This window comes from Promicromonospora sp. NPDC060271, assembly GCF_042726755.1.
Taxonomy (GTDB): domain Bacteria; phylum Actinomycetota; class Actinomycetes; order Actinomycetales; family Cellulomonadaceae; genus Promicromonospora.
In genome coordinates this window covers 1-19,016 of record NZ_JBHXBG010000040.1, presented here as the reverse complement: position 1 = coordinate 19,016, position 19,016 = coordinate 1, and the positions used below count along the sequence as shown (strand labels likewise).

15 protein-coding genes are annotated in these 19,016 nt (G+C 72.2%); 4 read left to right on the top strand and 11 right to left on the bottom strand.

The features are described 5' to 3' along the window. Positions 1-86 precede the first annotated feature (86 nt). From ACFWE2_RS08745 to ACFWE2_RS08730, 4 genes are all read right to left on the bottom strand, one after another. Complete coding sequence (locus ACFWE2_RS08745; RefSeq protein WP_377223826.1) at positions 87-2,528, bottom strand: beta-glucosidase; 2,442 nt, start codon at positions 2,526-2,528, stop codon at positions 87-89. Positions 2,529-2,605: 77 nt separating this feature from the next. Next, on the bottom strand, positions 2,606-3,481 hold the full coding sequence (locus ACFWE2_RS08740) for a carbohydrate ABC transporter permease (protein ID WP_377223825.1): 876 nt from the start codon (positions 3,479-3,481) through the stop codon (positions 2,606-2,608). Next, positions 3,481-4,503 carry a carbohydrate ABC transporter permease gene (locus ACFWE2_RS08735; RefSeq protein ID WP_377223824.1) on the bottom strand — a complete coding sequence of 341 codons (1,023 nt, stop codon included), beginning with the start codon at positions 4,501-4,503 and terminating at the stop codon, positions 3,481-3,483. Before ACFWE2_RS08735 ends, ACFWE2_RS08740 begins: the two co-directional genes overlap by 1 nt. A gap of 8 nt (positions 4,504-4,511) precedes the next feature. Beyond that, complete coding sequence (locus ACFWE2_RS08730) at positions 4,512-5,801, bottom strand: extracellular solute-binding protein (protein ID WP_377223823.1); 1,290 nt, start codon at positions 5,799-5,801, stop codon at positions 4,512-4,514. A gap of 178 nt (positions 5,802-5,979) precedes the next feature. On the opposite strand from ACFWE2_RS08730, the gene ACFWE2_RS08725 reads away from it, so the two are divergent. Next, complete coding sequence (locus ACFWE2_RS08725; protein ID WP_377223822.1) at positions 5,980-7,089, top strand: LacI family DNA-binding transcriptional regulator; 1,110 nt, start codon at positions 5,980-5,982, stop codon at positions 7,087-7,089. A 14-nt stretch (positions 7,090-7,103) separates the two neighbouring features. On the opposite strand, the gene ACFWE2_RS08720 is transcribed toward ACFWE2_RS08725, so the two are convergent. Continuing rightward, positions 7,104-7,679 (bottom strand): TetR/AcrR family transcriptional regulator, encoded by a 576-nt coding sequence (locus ACFWE2_RS08720; RefSeq protein WP_377223821.1) that lies wholly within the window; start codon positions 7,677-7,679, stop codon positions 7,104-7,106. A gap of 109 nt (positions 7,680-7,788) precedes the next feature. Here ACFWE2_RS08720 and ACFWE2_RS08715 point away from each other — a divergent pair, with 109 nt between their 5' ends. Both ACFWE2_RS08715 and ACFWE2_RS08710 read left to right on the top strand, forming a co-directional pair. After that, positions 7,789-8,412, top strand: a complete 624-nt coding sequence (locus ACFWE2_RS08715) for an NAD(P)-dependent oxidoreductase (protein WP_377223820.1) — start codon at positions 7,789-7,791, stop codon at positions 8,410-8,412. A 63-nt stretch (positions 8,413-8,475) separates the two neighbouring features. Next, the gene (locus ACFWE2_RS08710) at positions 8,476-9,612 is read left to right on the top strand and encodes a GNAT family N-acetyltransferase (protein WP_377223819.1); all 1,137 of its coding nucleotides are present in this window, start codon (positions 8,476-8,478) and stop codon (positions 9,610-9,612) included. A 62-nt stretch (positions 9,613-9,674) separates the two neighbouring features. Here ACFWE2_RS08710 and ACFWE2_RS08705 read toward each other — a convergent pair whose 3' ends face one another. After that, on the bottom strand, positions 9,675-12,137 hold the full coding sequence (locus tag ACFWE2_RS08705) for a glycoside hydrolase family 3 C-terminal domain-containing protein (RefSeq protein WP_377223818.1): 2,463 nt from the start codon (positions 12,135-12,137) through the stop codon (positions 9,675-9,677). A gap of 63 nt (positions 12,138-12,200) precedes the next feature. Here ACFWE2_RS08705 and ACFWE2_RS08700 point away from each other — a divergent pair, with 63 nt between their 5' ends. Then, complete coding sequence (locus ACFWE2_RS08700) at positions 12,201-13,325, top strand: GNAT family N-acetyltransferase (protein WP_377223817.1); 1,125 nt, start codon at positions 12,201-12,203, stop codon at positions 13,323-13,325. On the opposite strand, the gene ACFWE2_RS08695 is transcribed toward ACFWE2_RS08700, so the two are convergent. The 5 genes from ACFWE2_RS08695 to ACFWE2_RS08675 form a co-directional block, all read right to left on the bottom strand. Continuing rightward, complete coding sequence (locus ACFWE2_RS08695; protein WP_377223816.1) at positions 13,326-14,819, bottom strand: M81 family metallopeptidase; 1,494 nt, start codon at positions 14,817-14,819, stop codon at positions 13,326-13,328. It lies immediately after the preceding gene. A 122-nt stretch (positions 14,820-14,941) separates the two neighbouring features. Further along, a complete protein-coding gene (locus tag ACFWE2_RS08690) occupies positions 14,942-15,385 on the bottom strand; it encodes a hypothetical protein (protein WP_377223815.1) in 444 nt (147 codons plus the stop codon). A gap of 117 nt (positions 15,386-15,502) precedes the next feature. Then, a complete protein-coding gene (locus ACFWE2_RS08685; RefSeq protein WP_377223814.1) occupies positions 15,503-16,168 on the bottom strand; it encodes a response regulator transcription factor in 666 nt (221 codons plus the stop codon). Continuing rightward, on the bottom strand, positions 16,165-17,649 hold the full coding sequence (locus ACFWE2_RS08680; RefSeq protein ID WP_377223813.1) for a sensor histidine kinase: 1,485 nt from the start codon (positions 17,647-17,649) through the stop codon (positions 16,165-16,167). Before ACFWE2_RS08680 ends, ACFWE2_RS08685 begins: the two co-directional genes overlap by 4 nt. Continuing rightward, positions 17,646-18,899 carry a phosphotransferase gene (locus ACFWE2_RS08675; protein ID WP_377223812.1) on the bottom strand — a complete coding sequence of 418 codons (1,254 nt, stop codon included), beginning with the start codon at positions 18,897-18,899 and terminating at the stop codon, positions 17,646-17,648. Before ACFWE2_RS08675 ends, ACFWE2_RS08680 begins: the two co-directional genes overlap by 4 nt. Positions 18,900-19,016 lie beyond the last annotated feature (117 nt).

Genomic DNA, 19,016 nt, shown 5'->3' with positions numbered 1-19,016 from the left:
CTCCCACCGCCCCACCCGTTGAGTGCTGGGTATTTGCGCACTTTCGGGCCCGGGACCCGCAAATACCCAGCACTCAACGGAGGCGGTCAGGTCGTGGCGCGCACCCAGCGGGGGTCGGCTGGGGTCACCTCGTGGAGGGCGCCCGTGATCGTGACCAGCTCGCGGGTCGTCGACGACGTGGGGGCGCTGTCCGTGCTCGGCGCGTCGTTCGGCTCGTCCAGGTCGGCGATACCCTCCGCCACCACTCTGACAACGCTGTCGGCCGCATGCGCGCCCACCCACACCTCGACGTCGCCCGGTTCGACCACCCGCGTCATGCTGCGGTCGGTGAACGCGAAGCGAGTCGTCGGCACGTCGAACGTGACGGTCGTGGACTCCCCGGGTTCGAGCGTGACGCGGTGGTAGCCGAGCAGCTGCGCCGTCGGCCGCGCGACGGAGCCCAGCACGTCGCGCCCGTAGAGCTGCACGACGTCGGACCCCGCCACCCCACCGGTGTTGGTGACCGTCACGACGGCGCTGAACGTGCCGCCCGCCGCGACCACCCGGTCCACGGAGACCAGCTCGCGCTCGAACGTCGTGTACGACAGGCCGAACCCGAAGGAGCGCGGCGGCGTCGAGTCGGTGGACGTCACCTCGGACGCGCCACCGAGGATCGGGTGCAGGTACGAGTAGGGCTGCGCACCGCTGGACCGCGGGAGCGACACGGGCAGGCGCCCCGAGGGGTTCACGCGACCGGAGATGACGCCGGCGAGCGCGCTGCCGCCCTCCTCGCCCGGGAAGAACGCCTGGAGCACCGCCCCGGGCTTCCTCGCACCGTCCTCGCCGGAGCCCTGAGCGCCGTCGAGCGCCCAGCCCACCGCATACGGGCGGCCGGTGATCAGCACCATGACGACGGGCTTGCCCGCGGCGAGCACCGCCTCGACGAGCTCACGCTGCACGCCGGGCAGGTCCAGCGACTCGCTGTCGTTGCCCTCGCCCACCGTGCCCCGGCCGAACAGTCCTGCCTGGTCGCCCACGACGACCACGGCGACGTCGGCGGCCTCCGCGGCGGCGACCGCCTCCGCGAAGCCGGACGTGTCGTCACCCTCGACGTCGCAGCCGCGGGCGAACGTGAGCTCGGGCGCCGGCAGACCCGCGCGGTCGAACTCGACGGCCAGCGCGTCGGCCACCGACGGGATCTCGAACCCCGTCGGGACGCCGGGGAAGTGCGCGAGCACGTGGTTCGCGAACGAGTAGCAGCCCATGAGCGCCTCGGGGCGGGCCGCGTTCGGCCCGATCACCGCCACGCGGGCAGGCTTGTCGTGCCACGAACCGAGCGGCAGCACGCCGTCGTTCGAGAGCAGCACCACCGACTCCTCGGCGAGCCGCCTGGCCACGTCGCGGTGCGCGGGCGAGTCCAGGTCGACGGCGGCGGGCGGGGCGTCCTCGTACACGTCAGGCTCGAGGAGCCCGAGCTCCTCCTTCTGCTTCAGCGCGCGCAGCACCGCCCGGTCCACGATCTCTACCGGTACCGTCCCGTCCGTCACCAGCGCGGCGAGCGGTTCGAGGTACGCGTCACCCGACGGCAGCTCGACGTCGACGCCCGCCTCCAGCGCGGCCGCGGCGGCCGCGCCCCGGTCGGCGGCGATGGCGTGCATGACCGTCAGGAACGCGACGCCGAAGTAGTCGGCGACCACTACGCCGTCGAACCCCCACTGTTCGCGGAGCAGACCCGTCAGGTACTCGCCCGACGAGTGCATGGGTACGCCGTCGACATCGTTGTACGACGCCATCACGGAACGCACCCCGCCGTCAAGCACCGCCATCTCGAAGGGCGGGAGGTAGACGTCGGCGATCTCGCGCGGGCCCGCGCTCACCGGGGCGTGGTTGCGCCCGGCCTTGGAACCGGAGTAGGCCACGAAGTGCTTGAGCGTCGCGTGCACGCCAGCGTCCTGCATGCCGCGGACGTACGACGTGCCGACGGTGCCGACGAGGTACGGGTCCTCGCCGATGCACTCGTCGACGCGGCCCCAGCGAGGGTCGCGGACGACGTCGAGCACCGGCGCCAGGCCCTGGTGGATGCCCAGCTCCCGCATGGACTCGCCGATGAGCCGGCCCATCTCCGCGACGAGCTCCGGGTCGAACGACGCACCCCAGGCGAGCGGCGTCGGGAAGGTCGCCGCCTTCCACGCCGCCAGGCCGGTGAGGCACTCCTCGTGGACCAGCGCGGGGATGCCGAGGCGCGTCTCGCGCTTCAGCCGCCGCTGCTCGGCCCAGAGCCACGCCGCACGCTCTGCCGGGTCCACCGGCCGCGTCCCGTACACGCGGGTGTAGTGGCCGAGACCGTTCTTCGTGGTCTCCTGGAGCGAGCTGGAGCCCTGGCCGCCGGCCATCTCGCCCTGCATGGGTGCCACGACGTTGCCGCCCTGGTCCAGCCAGTACCCGACCAGCTGGGCCAGCTTCTCCTCGAGTGTCATCTGTGCGTGCAGCTCGCGTACCCGCTCCGACACCTCGGGCATCGCCCGAAGCGCCACCGGCAGCTCCGTCATAAGAATCCTTTCGTGACTTGCTTGTACGACCCTCTTGGGCGACCCCGTGCAGGACGCGGCGCGCGGCCGCGCCGGGGTCAGCCCTTGACGGCTCCGGTGAGGCCACCGACGATGCGCCGCTCGAACAGCGAGAAGAAGATCAGCGCGGGGATCATCGAGAGCGACGTGAACGCGAGCACCCGCGCGGTGTCGACCGAGTACTGCGACGCGAACGCCTGGACACCCAGCGGCAGCGTGTACGACAGCTCGTCGTTCAGGATGAACAGCGGCAGCATGTACGAGTTCCAGGACGCGACGAACGCGAGGATGCCGACCGTCACGACGCCCGGCAGCGACAGCGGCACGACCATCCGGAAGAAGAACCCGAGGCGGCTCGCGCCGTCGATCGAGGCGGCCTCCTCGATCTCCTTCGGGATGGCCCGCAGGAACGGCACCAGGATGATGATCGTGGTCGGGAGCGCGAACGCGATCTGCGGCAGGACGATGCCGCCGATGGTGTTCATCAGGCCCAGGTCGCGGATCAGGATGTACAGCGGGGTGATCGCGACCGTCATCGGGAACATGAGGCCGGCCGCGAACAGCGAGTACATGGCCCCGTTGAGCTTGAAGTCGTACCGCGCCAGCACGAAGCTCACCATGAGCCCGAGCGCCACCACGCCGACGGTGGTGAGGATGCCCGCGACCGCGGAGTTGGCCACCTGCCGCCAGAACACCTCGCTCACCAGCACGCTGATGTAGTTCTCGATGACCCACGGGTTGGGCAGGCCCGACGGGTCGACGGTGATCTGCGCGTTCGTCCGGAAGCCGCCGACGATGATGAAGAGCACGGGGCCTATGCAGACGCCGACGAAGAGGAAGGCGATGACGTACGTCATCGGGCTGCCCCAGGCGACCTTCGGCAGCCGGCGGAGCTTCTGCGGGGCCTTCGTGGGAGCTTCGAGGAGCGTCGCCATCACTTCTTCCCTTCCGTGAGCGCGCCCTCGGTGTCCCGGCGCAGCACGTAGCGCTGGTACACCAGCGCGATGACGAGCGAGATCAGGAACAGCACGACGGCGACGGCGTTGCCGTAGCCGAAGTTCCCGGCCAGGCGCCCGTTCAGGACCATGTACGTCGCCATCGTCGAGGTGCCCGCGGTCGCGGAGATGTACTGGCCCCAGATGATGTAGACGAGGTCGAACAGCTGGAGCGACCCGATGATCGACAGGAACGCCCAGATGCGGAGCGTCGGGCCGAGCAGCGGCAGCGTGATGGTGCGCTGGATCTGCCAGTACGAGGCGCCGTCGATCGCGGCCGCCTCGGACAGCTCCTCGGGGATGCTCTGCAGGCCCGCGAGGAACAGGATCACGGCGAAGCCGATGTACTTCCAGCTGATGATGAGCATCAGCGACCACAGGGCGATGCTGGGATCGGACAGCCAGTCGACGGCGAGGAAGCCGAGGCCCAGCTTCTCGAGCATGTCGTTGACCGCACCGGAGGTCTGGAGCATCAGGCTCCAGCCCGTGCCGACGATGACCTCGGAGATCACGTACGGCACGAAGATGAGGACACGGATGATCGAGCGCCCGCGGATCTTCTGGTTGAGCAGGAGCGCGAGCGCCACGGCGGCAGGGCCCTGCATGAGCAGGGACAGCACGACGATGTAGCCGTTGTGCAGGAGCGCCTCGTGGAAGGCGGAGTCCCTGAAGATGATCAGGTAGTTGTCGAGCCCTACGAACTCCGTCGGCGGCCCGTACCCCTTCCAGCTGAAGAAGCCGTAGTAGGCCGCCAGGAAGACGGGGAAGATGACGAACGCCAGGAACACGACGATGGCAGGTCCCGAGAGCAGGGTGATCTCGAGGGCCTTGCCCCAGTCGGTCCGCCTGCCTCGCCGCGGCCTACGGGCCGGGGACGACGTCGCAACGCCGCCCCCGGCCACCGCGGGACCCTCAGGCGAGGTCGTCCGGGTTGCTGAGTTCTCGCCCAGGGAATGAGTCATGTGGCTCGTTACTCCATTGCGGCCGCGGCGTTCACGGCGTCGACGATGCTCTGCGGGGTACCGTCGCCGGCCAGCATCTCCACGACGCCGGCGTTCAGCGCGTTGCCGACGTTCTGGCCGTAGAGGGTGTCGAGCCAGACCGAGACGTACGGGGCCTCGTTGTAGGCCGCGAGCACGGACTGCAGGGCCGGGTCGGTCACGACACCCTGCGCCTCCTTGCTGGCGGGCAGCGTCACGAAGGCCTCGGCGTAGGCCTCCTGGTGCTCCTTCTGCATGAAGAAGTTCAGGAACTCGGCGCACTCCGGGGGAGCCTCGACGAAGCAGGAGTAGCCGTCGACACCACCCATGAACGCGGCGGGGTCACCCTCGCCGCTCTCCGTGGCGGGGAACGGGAACCAGCCGAGGTCCTTCAGCGGCTTCTCGTCGGGGGTGAGGCCGGCGATCACGCCGGGGTTCCACGCGCCCATGAGCTCCATCGCCGCCTTGTGGTTCGCGATCAGACCGGCGGACGAGCCGGCGCCCTGCTGGGCCGTCGCGGTGAGGTAGCCGTCCTGGAACGGCTCGGTCTCGCTGAGGGCCTGCAGGTCCTCGCCGGCGGCCAGCCAGCACTCGTCGTCGAAGCTGCGCGACGCGGCGGCGGCCTCGAGGGTCTCCTGCGAGCACTCGCGCAGCGCGAAGAAGTAGAACCAGTGCGCGGCGGGCCACGCGTCCTTGGCGCCGAGCGCGATCGGTGCGATGTCGGCGGCCTTGAGGTCGGCCACCGCGTCGTTCAGCTCGTCGATGGTCGCGGGGGTCTCGGTGATCCCCGCCTCGTCGAAGAGGTCCTGGCTGTAGAAGATGCCGCCGGGGAGGACCGCCGTCGGCATGCCGTAGACCTTGCCGTCAACGGTGAAGGCGTCGAAGCCGGCGCCGACGTTGGTCTTCGTCGCCTCGTCGATCGTGTCGGTGAGGTCCATGATCTGCCCGGCCTCGACGACGTCGGCCAGCTTGCCGCCGCCGCGCGCCATGAAGATGTCCGGCGCGTCGCCGGAGTTCAGGGCGGTCTGCAGCTTGCCGTCCATGTCCTCGTTCTGGATGGACTGGACGTCGATCGTCACACCGGGGTTGGCCGCCTCGAAGGCGGCGACCGTGTCTTCCCAGTAGGCCTTGCCCGGTCCGGTGGTGGAGTTGTGCCAGAAGGTCATGGAGACGTCACCGTCACCAGATCCTCCGTTGCCGCCGCCGGCACAGCCTGCGGCCAGCAGGGCAACAGTGGCGCCCAGGGCAAGAGTGCCCGCAGCCCGCGTCTTCCTCATCATTGTGGAACCCCTTGTAGTCGTCATCGACGGTCGGCAGGAGCCTGCCGGTGACGGACGACAGGTCCGTCAGTCAGGAGACTGGCAGCCCGGTGGTCATTTCGTCAAACGGTTTCGATATCGATTTCGAAACGGATCGGTAAACCAGACACACCTCGTGGCCCGGGGTACTCTCGCTTCCGTGCACAGTGGGACAGGCTCACCCGGGTCCACCGCCGGACCGGGTGACAGCGTGACGAGCGGTTCGGAGAACCCGGATCTCTTCGCCACCGAGGAGCGTGCGACCGGCCGCGCCACGATCACCGACGTCGCGCGCGTCGCCGGCGTCTCGGTCGCCACCGTCTCCAAGGTCGTCAACGGCCGGTACGGCGTCGCGGCGGCCACCGCGGAACGCGTGCTCGGCGTCGTCGCCGACCTCGGGTACGAGTCGTCGCTCGTCGCGCGCAGCCTGCGACGGCGCCAGACCAACGTCATCGGCGTGCTGGTGGCCGAGTTCGAACCGTTCAGCACGGAGCTCCTCAAGGGCATCTCCGCCGCGATGGACGGGACGGGCTACGAGCTGCTCGCCTACTGCGGTGACGCCGGGCACTCGGACCACGTGGGCTGGGAGCGCCGCTCGCTCTCCCGCCTCGCCGGCACCCTGATCGACGGCGTGGTGATCGTCACGCCCACCCTGGCCCTGCCGGTGCACGAGGGCGTGCCCATCGTCGCCATCGACCCGCACACCGGCCCCACCGGGCCGGCCACCGTGGACTCCGACAACCTGGGCGGCGCCCGCACCGCCACCGCGCACCTCATCTCGCTCGGCCACACGCGCATCGGCTACCTGGGCGGACGCTCCGACCTGGAGTCCGCCCGCCTGCGCGAGCTCGGCTTCTTCGAGGCGATGGAGGCCGCGGGCCTCGAACCGGACCCGAGCCTGGTGCTCGAGGGCGGCTACCGCCCCGACCGGTCCGACCGTCCGACGCACGACCTGCTCGAACGCCCCGACCGGCCGACCGCCGTCTTCGCAGCCAACGACCTGTCGGCGATCCACGTCATCCAGGTCGCCCAGGAGCTGGGGCTACGCGTGCCCGAGGACCTGTCGGTCATCGGTTTCGACAACATCCCCGAGGCCGCCGCGTCCAACCCGCCGCTGACGACCATCGCGCAGTCCCTGCACGAGATGGGCGCCGAGGCGCTCCGCATGGTCATCGCGATGCTCGAGTCGGGCACCACCGCGAGCAAGCACACCCGCCTGCCCACGCGGCTGGTCGAGCGCGCGAGCACGGCTCCCCCGCCCGCCGCATAACCACCACTGACCTGTCAGGGGGCCAGGAGCGCCGGCAGGACGGGTGCCACCAGGCGCCGGCCCAGGTCCGGCTCGTCGAGGCTCCCGTCGCCCCAGAACGCGGCGAGGAACGCCTGGTGCAGCGCGGCGCCCACGAGCAGCCGGGCGACGGCCTCCAGATCGGCGTCGGCGCGCACCCGGCCAACCACGCGCTCCGCCTCCAGGTAGGCCTGCAGCCGTAGCTGCGGGGTCTGCGGCCCGCCGCCGTGGGCAGCTATCGCCTCCCGGTGCCGCACCAGGAGGGTGCTGCTCGAGAAGATGGACGCCGAGATCGGGAAGCTGTCGACATAGAAGTCGAGCAGCCCGCTGACGAGCCGCGCCAGGTTCGCCTCGACGGTGCCGGTGCCCACCGCGTCGTCCGGCAGGGCGAAGCCCGGCATCCGCTCCCGCAGGACCGCCATGAACAGACCCTGCTTGTCGTCGAAGTGGCGGTACAGCAGCGCTTCCGAGCAGCCGGCCGCACGCGCGATCTCCTTGGTCGTCGCGTGCGCGACGCCCTGCTCGCGCATCACCCGCGCTGCCGCGTCGAGGATCCGCTCCCGTGTGCTCATGCCAGACATTCTCGCCCCGCTTCCTTGACCAGCCACCATGCCGCGTGACACGGTGTGAGTAAGTATTCACTCACACCCCGTCGAGCACCACCCCGAACGAGGAGATGCCATGAAGATCGCAGTCGTAGGAGCGAGCGGCCGCACCGGCCGCGAACTCGTCCAGGTCGCCGCGGCGGCCGGCCACGAGGTCGTCGCCGTCGTGCGCGACCCGGCCCGGCTCACCACCTCGCCCGGGGAGGTCCGGGTCGCCGACGCGTCCGACGTCGCCGCGCTCACCGTCGCGTTCAAGGGCGTCGACGCCGTCGCGAGCTGCCTCGGGCCGGTGCCCGGCGAGTCGGCGCACGTCCTGCGGGACGGCATCACGTCCGTGCTCGCGGCCATGGACGGCGCAGGGGTGCGCCGCCTGGTGGCGATCAGCGCGAGCGGCTGGCTGGTCGACGGCGACGACCCCCTCTCCCGCTACGTCGCCAAGCCGATCCTCAAGCGGGCACTGGCGGAGGCGAACGCCGACCTGGAGGCCATGGAGCAGGTGATCCGGGGCAGCGCCGTCGACTGGACGATCATGCGGCCGCCGCGCCTCCAGGACCGACCGGGAACCGGCCGCTACAAGTCGCGCCGCGACGGCAACGTGCGGTGGGCCTGGACGATCGCACGGCCCGATCTCGCCCTGGCGATGCTCGACGCCCTGACCGACCGCACCGCCGTCGGACAGGCGATCTCCGTGGCCGCCTGAGCCGGTGCCCCGGCCCGTCGAAATAACCTCGCCGACGACGGCGGGCCGGGGCACGCTGGTGGAATGACCTCCCCCACCGGCCGCGCGCCGGCCCAGACGCCGTGGCACGTCCTCGAGGTGGCGGCGGTACCGTCCGTCGACCATCCCGACGCCTGGGCTTACCACGGGATCGCCGCCGTCGAGCGGGCGGCGGAGACCGCGAACCTCGGTTACGACGACCTCGCCCGCACGGCGCAGCAGACGGTGAGCGGGATGCTGCACCAGGAGTACGCGCGCAAGCAGCGGTTCGTCGCGGTCCTGGAGCGGCCCGACGGCGGAGCGCCCACCGCCGACGACGTGGTCGGCTTCGGGTTCCTCGCGATGACGCTCAAGGACAACACGCACACCGCCGACCTCCACGTGGGAGTCCACCCGGAGCACAGGCGGCAGGGCATCGGCACCGCGCTCGCGACACGGCTCGAAGAGGCTGCCGCCGACGCCGGGCGGACCACGTTCTTCGGCTGGTCGCTGTCCTCGCGCGAGGCCGCCGAGGGTGAGGAGGCGCTGGTTCCGGCCACCGGCGTCGGGCGCATCCCTGCCGACGCAGCGGGTGCTCGCTTCGCGCTCCGCCGCGGATACACGATCGAGCAGGTGGAACGCATGTCCCGGCTCGACCTGCCGGTGGACCCGGACAAGCTCGCGGCGTTCGAGGCGGAGGCGCGTGACACGGCGGGCGACGACTACCGGACGCACACGTGGGAGGGCATCCCGCAGGAGTGGCACGCCGGATACGCCCAGCTCATGACACGGATGTCGACGGACGTGCCGCAGGGTGAGCTCGACTTCGGCGAGGAGACGTGGGACGCCGAGCGCGTCGGTGTCTACCTCGAGGAGCGCGCGGCCAGCGGCCAGCGCCTGCTGACCACCCTCGTGGAGCACGTCCCGTCGGGCGAGGTCGTGGCGGGTACGTCGTTCCTGCTGCAGGACGCCAAGCCGGCCTTCGTGTTCCAGGAGGAGACGATCGCGCTGAAGACCCACCGCGGGCACCGGCTCGGGATGCTCGTCAAGGCGGTCAACCTGCGCGAGCTGACCGCGCGCTACCCGCAGGTCGAGCGGGTGCACACGTTCAACGCCGAGGAGAACGCGCACATGCTGGGCATCAACGTGGCCCTGGGCTTCCGCCCCTCAGGCGCGGAGGCGGCCCTCCAAAAACGCCTCTGACCCGTAGTTGAGTGCTGGCTATTTGCGGCTTTGCGGGCCTGAAAGGCGCAAATAGCCAGCACTCAACGGGGCTTGCGGAGGCGGGCGGCCAGGTTGAGGACGTGGGCGGTCGCGCGGGTGACCAGGCCGCCCGTCCCGTTCGCGACGTCCAGCAGCTGCCGTACCTGCTTGTGCGTCACGCCCGAGCCCGGCTGATAGGGCAGCCGGTCCAGGGGCATCGCGCTGGTCATGATCATGACGTCGTCCGAGAGGCCCGCGCCCTGCAGCATCCCCGTGACCGTCGGGCCGATGACCGGATGGGCCATCGCCTCCCCCAGGGAGGACGCGGCGGTGAGCGGCGGGACGACGCCGTCCGACGGCACCTCGACGTCGGCGGCGGCACGGAGGTCGCGGCTCGACGCGCCGACCTCGACCCGGTAGGTGCCGCCCTCGACGCGCCACCGGTCGGCCTGGACGTCCCAGTACGCGAGGTCGTCCCGGGCCACCGTGAGCTTCACCTCGCGGGACTCCCCCGGCGCGAGATCGACGACGGCGAACGCGGCCAGCGAACGCGGGGCACGCGGGACCGGCGAGCCGGGCAGGGAGACGTAGCACTGCACCACCTCGCGGCCCGCGACGCCGCCGGTGTTGGTGACGGTCACGCGCACGGCGAGTCCCGCGTCGTCGGCCGAGCCCTTTCCGTCGGCCGAGCCCGTCGAGACCCCCAACCCCGAGTACGCGAACGTCGTGTACGAGAGCCCGTGCCCGAACGGGAACTGCACGTCCAGGTCGCGCGCGTCGTACCAGCGGTAGCCCACGTAGATGCCCTCGCCGTAGGTGACGTGCAGGCCCGTGCCGGGAAAGCTCGTCCAGGCCGGGGTGTCCTCGATGCGCAGCGGGACGGTCACCGCCAGCCGGCCGGACGGGTTGACGCGCCCGTACAGCACGTCGGCCAGCGCCCCGCCGCCCGCCTGGCCCAGCAGCCAGCCCTCCACGATCGCGGGCACCCGGTCCGCGAACCCGGACAGCCGCACCACCGAACCGTTGGACAGCACCACCACCACGCGCGGATTGACCTCCAGCACCCGGTCGAGCAGCTCGAGCTGGACGGCGGGCAGCTCGATGTCCGCGCGGTCACGGCCTTCCGCCTCGGCCGACTGCGGCAGGCCCGCGAAGAAGAGCACCACACCGGCGGAGCGAGCCGCGGCCACAGCATCCGCGGCCAGGTCGTTCCCGCTGGTCTGTCGAAGTAGAGCGTGTGTCCGAGACCGCAGGGGGCGAGCCTCACGGTCTCGGACACGCGCTCTACCTCGACGGACCAGCGGGGGCTCGGTCAGCGCGTATCCCGGCGCGAAAGCGACGTCGGGCGCCGCGTCCTGGATCGCCGTCAGGGCGTCGTCGAGCCGGGTCGGGACGATCTGCGACGATCCCGAACCCTGGTAGCGCGGCGTGCGGGCGAGCTCGCCGATCACCGCGACGCGGGTCCCCGGCGCGAGCGGCAGCAGGCCGTCGTCGTTCTTGAGCAGCACCACCGCGCGGCTCGCCGCCTCCCGCGCGAGGGCGTGGTGATCGACGTCGTGCCAGGCCTCGGGGTCGTGACCGCGCTCGGCGAGCGGCGGCGCGCCGCCGTCCGCCGCCGCCTCGCGTGCGGCCTGCGCCGCGAGCGCCAGCGCGACGACCCGGGTGGCCGAGCGGTCGACGTCGGCGAGGTCGAGGGCGCCTGACCGCACCGCCGCGACGAGCTCCTTGACCCGGCCCTCTCCGGCGGCGGGCATCTCCAGGTCCAGACCTGCGCGGACGCCGGCGACGCGGTCGTGGACGGCGCCCCAGTCGGACATGACGAGGCCCTCGAACCCCCATTCGCCGCGGAGGATGTCGGTGGTGATGCGGCGGTCCTCGCCGGTGTGGGTGCCGTTGATGCGGTTGTACGACGACATGAGCGTCGCGGGCCGGGCCGTGGTGACCACGCGCTGGAAGCCGCGCAGGTAGATCTCGCGCAGGGTGCGCTCATCCATGTCGGCGGAGACGCGCATGCGTTCCGTCTCCTGGTTGTTCGCGGCGAAGTGCTTGAGGCTCGTGGCGACGCCGCCCTCCTGGATGCCGGTGACGAGGGCCGCGCCGATCTCGCCCGCGAGCAGCGGGTCCTCGGACACGTACTCGAAGTTGCGCCCGCACAGGGGGCTGCGCTTGATGTTGATGCCTGGCCCGAGCACGACGTCGATGCCGCGGTGCTTCGCCTCTGCCGCCACCGCCTCGCCCACGCGTCGGACGAGGTCGACGTCGAACGTGCTGCCCAGCGCGACCGCCGGCGGGAAGCAGGTGGCGGGGACGGCGCCCTCGATGTCGCCGACGTCGGGGGCGAGCCTGCGCACGCCGTGCGGGCCGTCCGCGAAGAAGGCCGGCGGGACTCCGGGGACCTCGGCGGTGGTCCAGAACGACGCGCCGGACAGGAGCCGCACCTTCTGCTCGAGGCTGAGCTTCCGGACGATCGCCGCTGGTGCAGCCTCGGTGGCGACTGCTGTGCGGACCTGCGGCTTCTTCGGCATGCGGCCACGCTACCCGGCGCAAAAAGCCGTGCGCTCCGGTGCCGCCAGGAGCACGCTGGGCACATGACCTCAACCTCTGCGGAACCCGCCCCGTCGACGTCGACGTGGCGGCTGATGACCCCTCCCCACCCGTCCTCGCTCGACGAGGCCGACGCCTGGGCGTACCGAGGCATCGCGGAGCTGCATGCGACGGCGGGGACCGCCGACCTCGGCACCGCGGACGACGCCCCGACCCCGCTCGGGATCCTCGTGACGATGAACAACCAGAACTACCGGCGCAGGCTGCGGCAGGTCGCCGTGGTGGACGCACCCGAGGGGCCGCGGGTCGTGGGCAGCGCGGTACTGAACCTCTTCGTCCGGTCGAACCCGGAGCTGGCCGTCGGTGTCGTCGTGGTGCACCCGGAGTACCGGCGGCAGGGTATCGGCACGGCGTTGGTCGACTGGTTGCGCACCACCGCGCGCGCGGAGGGCCGGACGTCGGTCCTGGCCCCCGTCGACTTCGGGCCTGGTCAGGTCGAGGGCGAGTCCCTGGTCCCGGCGTCGGGCTCGGGCCAGGTCGCCGCCGACCTGCCGGGTGTCCGCCTGGCCCGGAAGCTGGGCCTGGGCCTGGAGCTCGTGGAGCGCCGGTCCCGGATCGACCTGCCGGTCGCGCCGGAGACGGTGGAGCGGTTCGAGGCCGAGTCCCGTGCGGCCGCCGGGGACGCGTATCGCGTCCACACCTGGACGGCGCCGATCCCGGAGGAGTGGATCGAGCAGTACGCGGCCCTCCAGCAGGCCCTGGCGGACGACGAGCCGCGCGGCGGCCTCGAGCTCGAGTCCGACGTCTGGGACCTCGAGCGCATCCGGGGCGAGGAGGCGGCGATCGCCGCCATGGGCGACCAGTACGTGGTGACCGCCGCCGAGCACGTGGCGACGGGCGAGCTCGTCGCGATGACCATGCTGCAGTGGAACGAGGAGAAGCCCGACCACACCGACCAGCAGGCCACGGTGGTCCTCGGCACGCACCGCGGGCACCGGCTCGGCATGCTCGTCAAGGCAGTGAACCTGCGGGAGCACGCACGGCTGCGGCCCGGCGCCCGGCGCATCTACACCTGGAACAACGAGGAGAACCCGCACATGCTCGCGATCAACATCGCGCTGGGCTTCGTCCCGGCGGGCGGCTGCGCGGAGTTCCAGGGCCCGCTGTAGTCACAGCAGCTCCGGGGTCAGGTCCGGGCCCTCCCCGAACGCCTCCGGCGGGGCGAACGGGTGGACCGGGCCGCCCAGGTCGGTGTGCCGCAGGCGGAGCAGGTCCTGGTCCACCCCGCCCGGGGTGAGCATGAGCATCCAGTCGTCGGCCATGTCGTACAGCTCGGTCTCCAGGCTGCCGATCTTCACGACGACGACGTCGGTCCCGCGCGGGTCGAGGCCGATCGCCGTGAAGTCGGACTCCAGGTGATATGGCCTGCGCCGTTCGGTGAGGATCACCTTGAGCCCGCCGGCCGCCACCACGCAGACGGTGCCTGCCACCGGGTCGCCCTCGTGGACGTGCTCGACCACGCCGCGCAGCGTCACCGGCCCGGCGGGCCCGGCGTCGACCCGGGCTCCGGCCGTCACCTCGACGACGGCGCCCACCCCGGCGTCGGCCACGGCGCGGGCCGCCTCGGGGTCGGGCAGGGACGCGTAGATGGCGCTGCGGCCGCCCGCCTCCGGCGGGTTCACGAAGGCGGGCTCCGCCAGGAGCCGGGCGAGGGTCCAGGTGACGTCGCCGGCGCCGCCGGCCATGGGGTTGTCGCCCGAGTCCGACAGGACGAACGGTCGCGCGTCGCTCGCCAGCACTGCCTTCATGCACTCCTCGTAGGTGCCCGCCGGTGCGACGAGACCGAACTCGCCGCGGGCGTCCCAGTACCTGCGCGCCAGCCGCTCCGCCTCGCGTGCGATCAGCGCGTCGTCGTCCCCCATGACGACGACGGCGGCCCGGCAGCGCGGTTCGTCCGCCCAGGCGTACCCGACCCAGAGGGAGGCGTCGAGGACGCCCTCGAGCGCGCCGACCCGTGCGACGTCCTCGTAGATGCCGCGCGCCGGCTCGACCCGGGTGCTCGTCCGCTCCCCCGGCAGCAGCACCGGGACCTGCACCCAGGCCTTCCGCGGCCGGCCCGCCCCGTCGATCCGGCGCACCAGGTTCGTCGCCGCACGCTCGCGTGCCTCGTCGTCGTCCTCGTGCGGCGTCATGCGATGGCAGGCGATCAGGTCGACCGTCTCGGCGAGCTCTCGCGACACGTTGCCGTGCAGGTCGGTCGAGGCGAAGACCAGGCAGTCCGGCCCGACGGCGGCGCGCACCGTCCGGGCGAGGTCCGCCTCCGCGTCCGTGTACCCGAGGACCGCCATGGCGCCGTGGACGTCGAGCAGGACCCCGTCGAACGGGCCCTGCGCCTCCAGCGCCAGGCCGATCTCGGCGCGGACCGTCTCGTAGACGTCGGTGAGGACCGGACCGCCCGGGAGCGCCCCGGCCCGCAGCACCCCCACCCATTCGGCCTCCCGGCGCAGCGGCGCGCCGTCCCGCAGGAACGGGTACCGCCGGACGAGCTCGTTGCCGCGCAGCAGGGTGAACGCCTCCCAGCCCGAGCGGTGCGGGGAGAACGTGCTGGACTCGATGGCCATGCCGCAGATCGCGATCCGCGGCCGATGGGGGGTTCGGGTCACGCGCGCAGTGTAAACGGGACGAGTAACTACTTAGCGGCTATTCCACGCCAAAAGGCCAGGTGTCGGGCAGTCGGGCTGCCGAACACCTGGCCTCGGGCTGGTCGCGAGGGCCGCGACGCCGGTCAGTCGTCACCCCGGTCGTCGGCCTCGTCGTCGTCCGCGTCGTTCGGGGTGTTGTCGTCCTGGTCGTCGACGTAGTTCGCGTCGTTCGGCGAGTCCGCCGACTGCGCGGAGCCCGCGGTGTCCTGCGCCGACTCGTTCGGCGAGTCCGCCGACTCCGGCGAGGGGTCGTAGTTCGCGTCACCCGGCGAGTCCGCCGACTGCGCGGAGCCCGCGGTGTCGCGTGCCGACTCGTTCGGCGAGTCCGCCGACTCCGGCGAGGGGTCGGCCGTCGTGGTGCCCGCGCCGCCGTCGGGCTGCGGTGCGCTGTCCAGGGCCACGGCCGCGGAGGACTCGGCGCGGGGGGCCGGGTCGTTCAGCGCCGCCGCCGTCGTCGCGCCGGCGACGCCGAGCACGGCGGCTGCCCCGACGATGGCCCAGCGCTTCTTCATGGTCGAGGGGTTCATCTCTGTGACCTCCGGTCTCTCGGCGCCCCGTCCGGGTGCCTCCTGATTGATAGTCTGCGTCGCCGGGATGAGGCGAAGAGGAGATCTGCATGAGACGCCTCTCATGTCCGGGAGGCGTCAGCCCCTGAACCGGTAGCCCGCCCCGCGCACCGTCTCGATGCGGTCCGCTCCGAGCTTCTTGCGCAGGTAGCGCACGTAGACGTCGACCACGTTGGACCCCGGGTCGAAGTCGTAGCCCCAGACCCGCGACAGCAGCTGCTCACGGGACATGACCTGGCCCGGATGCTGCAGGAACACCTCGGCGAGCGCGAACTCCCGTGCCGAGAGCTCCACCTCCCGCCCCGCCACGGTGGCGGTCCGCGTGCGCAGGTCGAGCCCGACGTCGCCGTGCTCCAGGCGGTCCGACGACGCCGCCTCCCCGTTCGTCCGCCGCAGCCGCAGCTTGATGCGGGCGAGCAGCTCGTCGAACCCGAACGGCTTGGACATGTAGTCGTCCGCCCCGCCCTCCAGGCCCGCCACCCGGTCGGAGAGCGAGTCCCGCGCGGTCAGGATCACCACCGGCAGCGTTGAGCCGACGTCGCGCAGGCGCTGCAGCACCGTGAAGCCGTCCAGCACGGGCAGCCCGATGTCCAGGACCATGAGGTCGTAGCCGCCGGACATCGCGTGGGCCAGCGCCGAGGCGCCGTCGGACACCACCGTGGGCTGGAACCCGTGGGCCTTGAGCCCCTTGCGCACGAACTGCGCGATGCGCTCCTCGTCCTCCGCGATCAGGATCTGGTTCACCGTGCCTCCTCCTCGGTCGCCGCGCCCCTGCCGCCCGCCTGCGTGCCCGACGGTGCGGCACCGTCGGCCGGCCAGGTCATCACGAAGCGCGCCCCGCCGCCGTCCGACCGTTCGACGGCCACGTCCCCGCCGTGCCCCTGTGCGATGGCCCGCACGATGGCGAGGCCGAGACCCGAACCCGGCGCCCCGCCTGTCGTGCTGCCCCGCGCGAACCGGTCGAAGATGCGCTCCGCCTCCTCGGGTGGCACGCCCGGTCCGGTGTCCCGCACCCAGAGCCGCACCTGACGGCCCTGGGGGCCGTCGAACACCTGCGTGCCGATGCCCACCTCGTCGTCCGGCCCGGTGAACTTCACCGCGTTGTCCGCGAGCTGCAGCACCGCCTGCGTGAGCCGGTGCAGGTCGGCGACCACCTCGGCGTCGGCCCGGGCGTCCACGACCCACCGGCGCGCGCCCAGCGCGCGGGCCTTGTCGTGCACGTCGTCGGTGAACCGGCCGAGGTCGACCGAGGCCGTCGACACGAAGTCGGCCCGCTCCGCCTTGGCGAGCAGCACCAGCTCCTCGACGATCTGGCCCATCCGGGACGTCTCGTCGAGCAGGAGGTCCCGCGTCTCGCGCACGTCCGCCGGATCGTCCGGGTCGAGCACCTCCAGGTGGCCGCGCAGGACGGTCAGCGGGGTGCGGAGCTCGTGCCCGGCGTCGTCCAGGAACTGGCGCTGCGTCTCGATGGCCGTGGACAGCCGGTCGAGCATCGTGTTGAACGCGCCCGCGAGCTCGCCGAGGTCGTCCTCGGTGGCCACGGGAACCCGCTGGGACAGGTCGGTCTCGGTGACCCGGGTGGCGGTGGAGCTCAGCTGCCGGAGCGGGCGCAGCAGGCGGCTCACCACCAGCCACGCGAACAGCCCCAGCAGCACCAGCGCCACGCAGCAGACGATCGCGTAGGTGCGCATGACGGCGTTCTCCGCCTCGAGCGCCTCGTCCAGCGCGGAGGCCATGACGTACGCGCCCACCTCCTGGCGGTCGGGCGCGGTCACCGGGACGACGACGAACCACACCCGGCCGATCTCCGTGTCGATCTCGCGCTGGACCGTCGTGCTCGACTGCGGCGTCAGACCGTCGACGACGTCCTGGACCACCGCGTTCTCCGCGACCACCCGCCCCCTCGCCGGCGGGTTGGACTGCTCGTACCTGCCGTCCAGGTAGGCCACGAAGATCTCGTAGTTGCCCGGGACGTTCTGCTCCATGGCGACGCTCATGAGCCGGCCCGCGCCGCGGAACTTCTCGCCCGTCTCCGGGTCCGCACCGCTCTCCGCGAGCTTCTGCAGCTCCTCGATCTCCTGGTCGAAGTCCTTGGAGATGCCCTCCATGATCTGCTGGGTCTGGATGGCGTGGGTCAGCAGGCCGGTCGCGAGCAGCCCGATGGCGGTCACGGCCACCACCGTGGTCACGACCTTGGCCCGTACCGTCGGCCGGCGCAGGCTCATGCGCGACCCACGCCGGACGACGCGAGCCTGGACCCGTCGAGCCAGGCGGCCACGACGTCCAGCCGGCGCGAGGTCGCCGCCTGCCACCCGCGCTCCTGCACGCGGTGCGGGCCGGTGGCCAGCGAGAGCAGCACCCCGGCGACGCGGGCGGCGAGGTCGCTCCGGTCGGCGCCCCGGCCGCCCGGGGCCGCGACGAACCCGGCGGCGTAGTCCGCGGCGAGCTTGCGCATCCGAGCCGCCAGCGTGACCTGCGCCGGATCCTTCCCGTGCACGAGGGACAGCACGTCGAGGTGCGCGACGAGGCACGCGAGATCGTCGGCGCGGTGCCCAGGACCCGCGGAGTCGACGTCGAGCAGGCCGGTGATCCGGCCGTCGGTGAGCATGATCTGGGCCTCGTAGAGGTCGCCGTGCGTCGGGTCCGCGCCGGTCCCGCGCTCCGCGAGGCGCGTCCGGACGGCGCCTGCCAGGTCGGCGGCCCGGCCCGCCTCCGCGGGCAGCGCCGCGCCGATGACCCGCGCGTAGTGCTCGGCGGAGTCGCTCCACGCGGCGCGCCGGGGCAGGTCCCGGACCTCGGCGGGCAGCCGGTCGAGCAGGTCGAGCACCTCGAGCGGGGACGGGATGCGCCCGCCGTCGCGCACTGCGGCGCGCATCTCGGTGCCGCGCAGCGGGGACAGCACGAGGAGCCCGTCGTCCGACCAGCCGAGGGGGCGCGGGACCGGAAGGCCGGCCCGCGACAGGAGCTCGTGCCGCCTGTGCAGGTCGGCGACCTTGCGGGGCCGCAGCACCTTGAGGAACACCCGGGACGACGCGGCCGTCGCCTCGATCACCGCACGCCGCGTCGGGCGGTAGGCCCGGACCTTGAGCACGGGGTCGGCGCGGGCCTCCGGGCTCACGCCGAGGCCGGCCAGCAGCTCCTCGACGGCGGCCGTGCTGAAGGCACGGGGCAGGGCGGGCAGCGCCGGGTCGCCGGGGAAGCGCCACACGGCGACCGTCGCGTCGCCGTCGGACAGCGTGACCACGCCGGGCTTGCTGCCGTCGCGGGAGCGGCCGACGCTCGCGCCGAGCGTCTCGGACCGCTCCACGCCGTCCCAGCGCACCGTCGCCCGGTAGGCGACGGTGGTCGTCGAGCCGGGACGATGGTCCACCTGGCGCACCCGCCAGTCCACGAGCTCACCCCCGGCCGTGGCCACGGCGGCATCGAGGAGCCCCGCGGCGGCGTCACCGGTCAGCAGGTCGAGGTGCGTGTTCACCCGGCAATCCTCGCAGCCGGTACCCGCCGAAGCCCTCCGATTCGGATGAGAATCCTCTAACCCGGCCGCGGCAGCCGACCTGCTCCCCTTCGAGGTCTAGGTTTCTTCGCTCTGAAT

Coding starts and splice junctions, on each gene's coding strand:
- ACFWE2_RS08745 (WP_377223826.1), bottom strand. CDS start 2,528: ATGACGGAGCTGCCGGTGGCGCTTCGGGCGATGCCCGAGGTGTCGGAG.
- ACFWE2_RS08740 (WP_377223825.1), bottom strand. CDS start 3,481: ATGGCGACGCTCCTCGAAGCTCCCACGAAGGCCCCGCAGAAGCTCCGC.
- ACFWE2_RS08735 (WP_377223824.1), bottom strand. CDS start 4,503: ATGACTCATTCCCTGGGCGAGAACTCAGCAACCCGGACGACCTCGCCT.
- ACFWE2_RS08730 (WP_377223823.1), bottom strand. CDS start 5,801: ATGATGAGGAAGACGCGGGCTGCGGGCACTCTTGCCCTGGGCGCCACT.
- ACFWE2_RS08720 (WP_377223821.1), bottom strand. CDS start 7,679: ATGAGCACACGGGAGCGGATCCTCGACGCGGCAGCGCGGGTGATGCGC.
- ACFWE2_RS08715 (WP_377223820.1), top strand. CDS start 7,789: ATGAAGATCGCAGTCGTAGGAGCGAGCGGCCGCACCGGCCGCGAACTC.
- ACFWE2_RS08710 (WP_377223819.1), top strand. CDS start 8,476: ATGACCTCCCCCACCGGCCGCGCGCCGGCCCAGACGCCGTGGCACGTC.
- ACFWE2_RS08705 (WP_377223818.1), bottom strand. CDS start 12,137: ATGCCGAAGAAGCCGCAGGTCCGCACAGCAGTCGCCACCGAGGCTGCA.
- ACFWE2_RS08700 (WP_377223817.1), top strand. CDS start 12,201: ATGACCTCAACCTCTGCGGAACCCGCCCCGTCGACGTCGACGTGGCGG.
- ACFWE2_RS08690 (WP_377223815.1), bottom strand. CDS start 15,385: ATGAACCCCTCGACCATGAAGAAGCGCTGGGCCATCGTCGGGGCAGCC.
- ACFWE2_RS08680 (WP_377223813.1), bottom strand. CDS start 17,649: ATGAGCCTGCGCCGGCCGACGGTACGGGCCAAGGTCGTGACCACGGTG.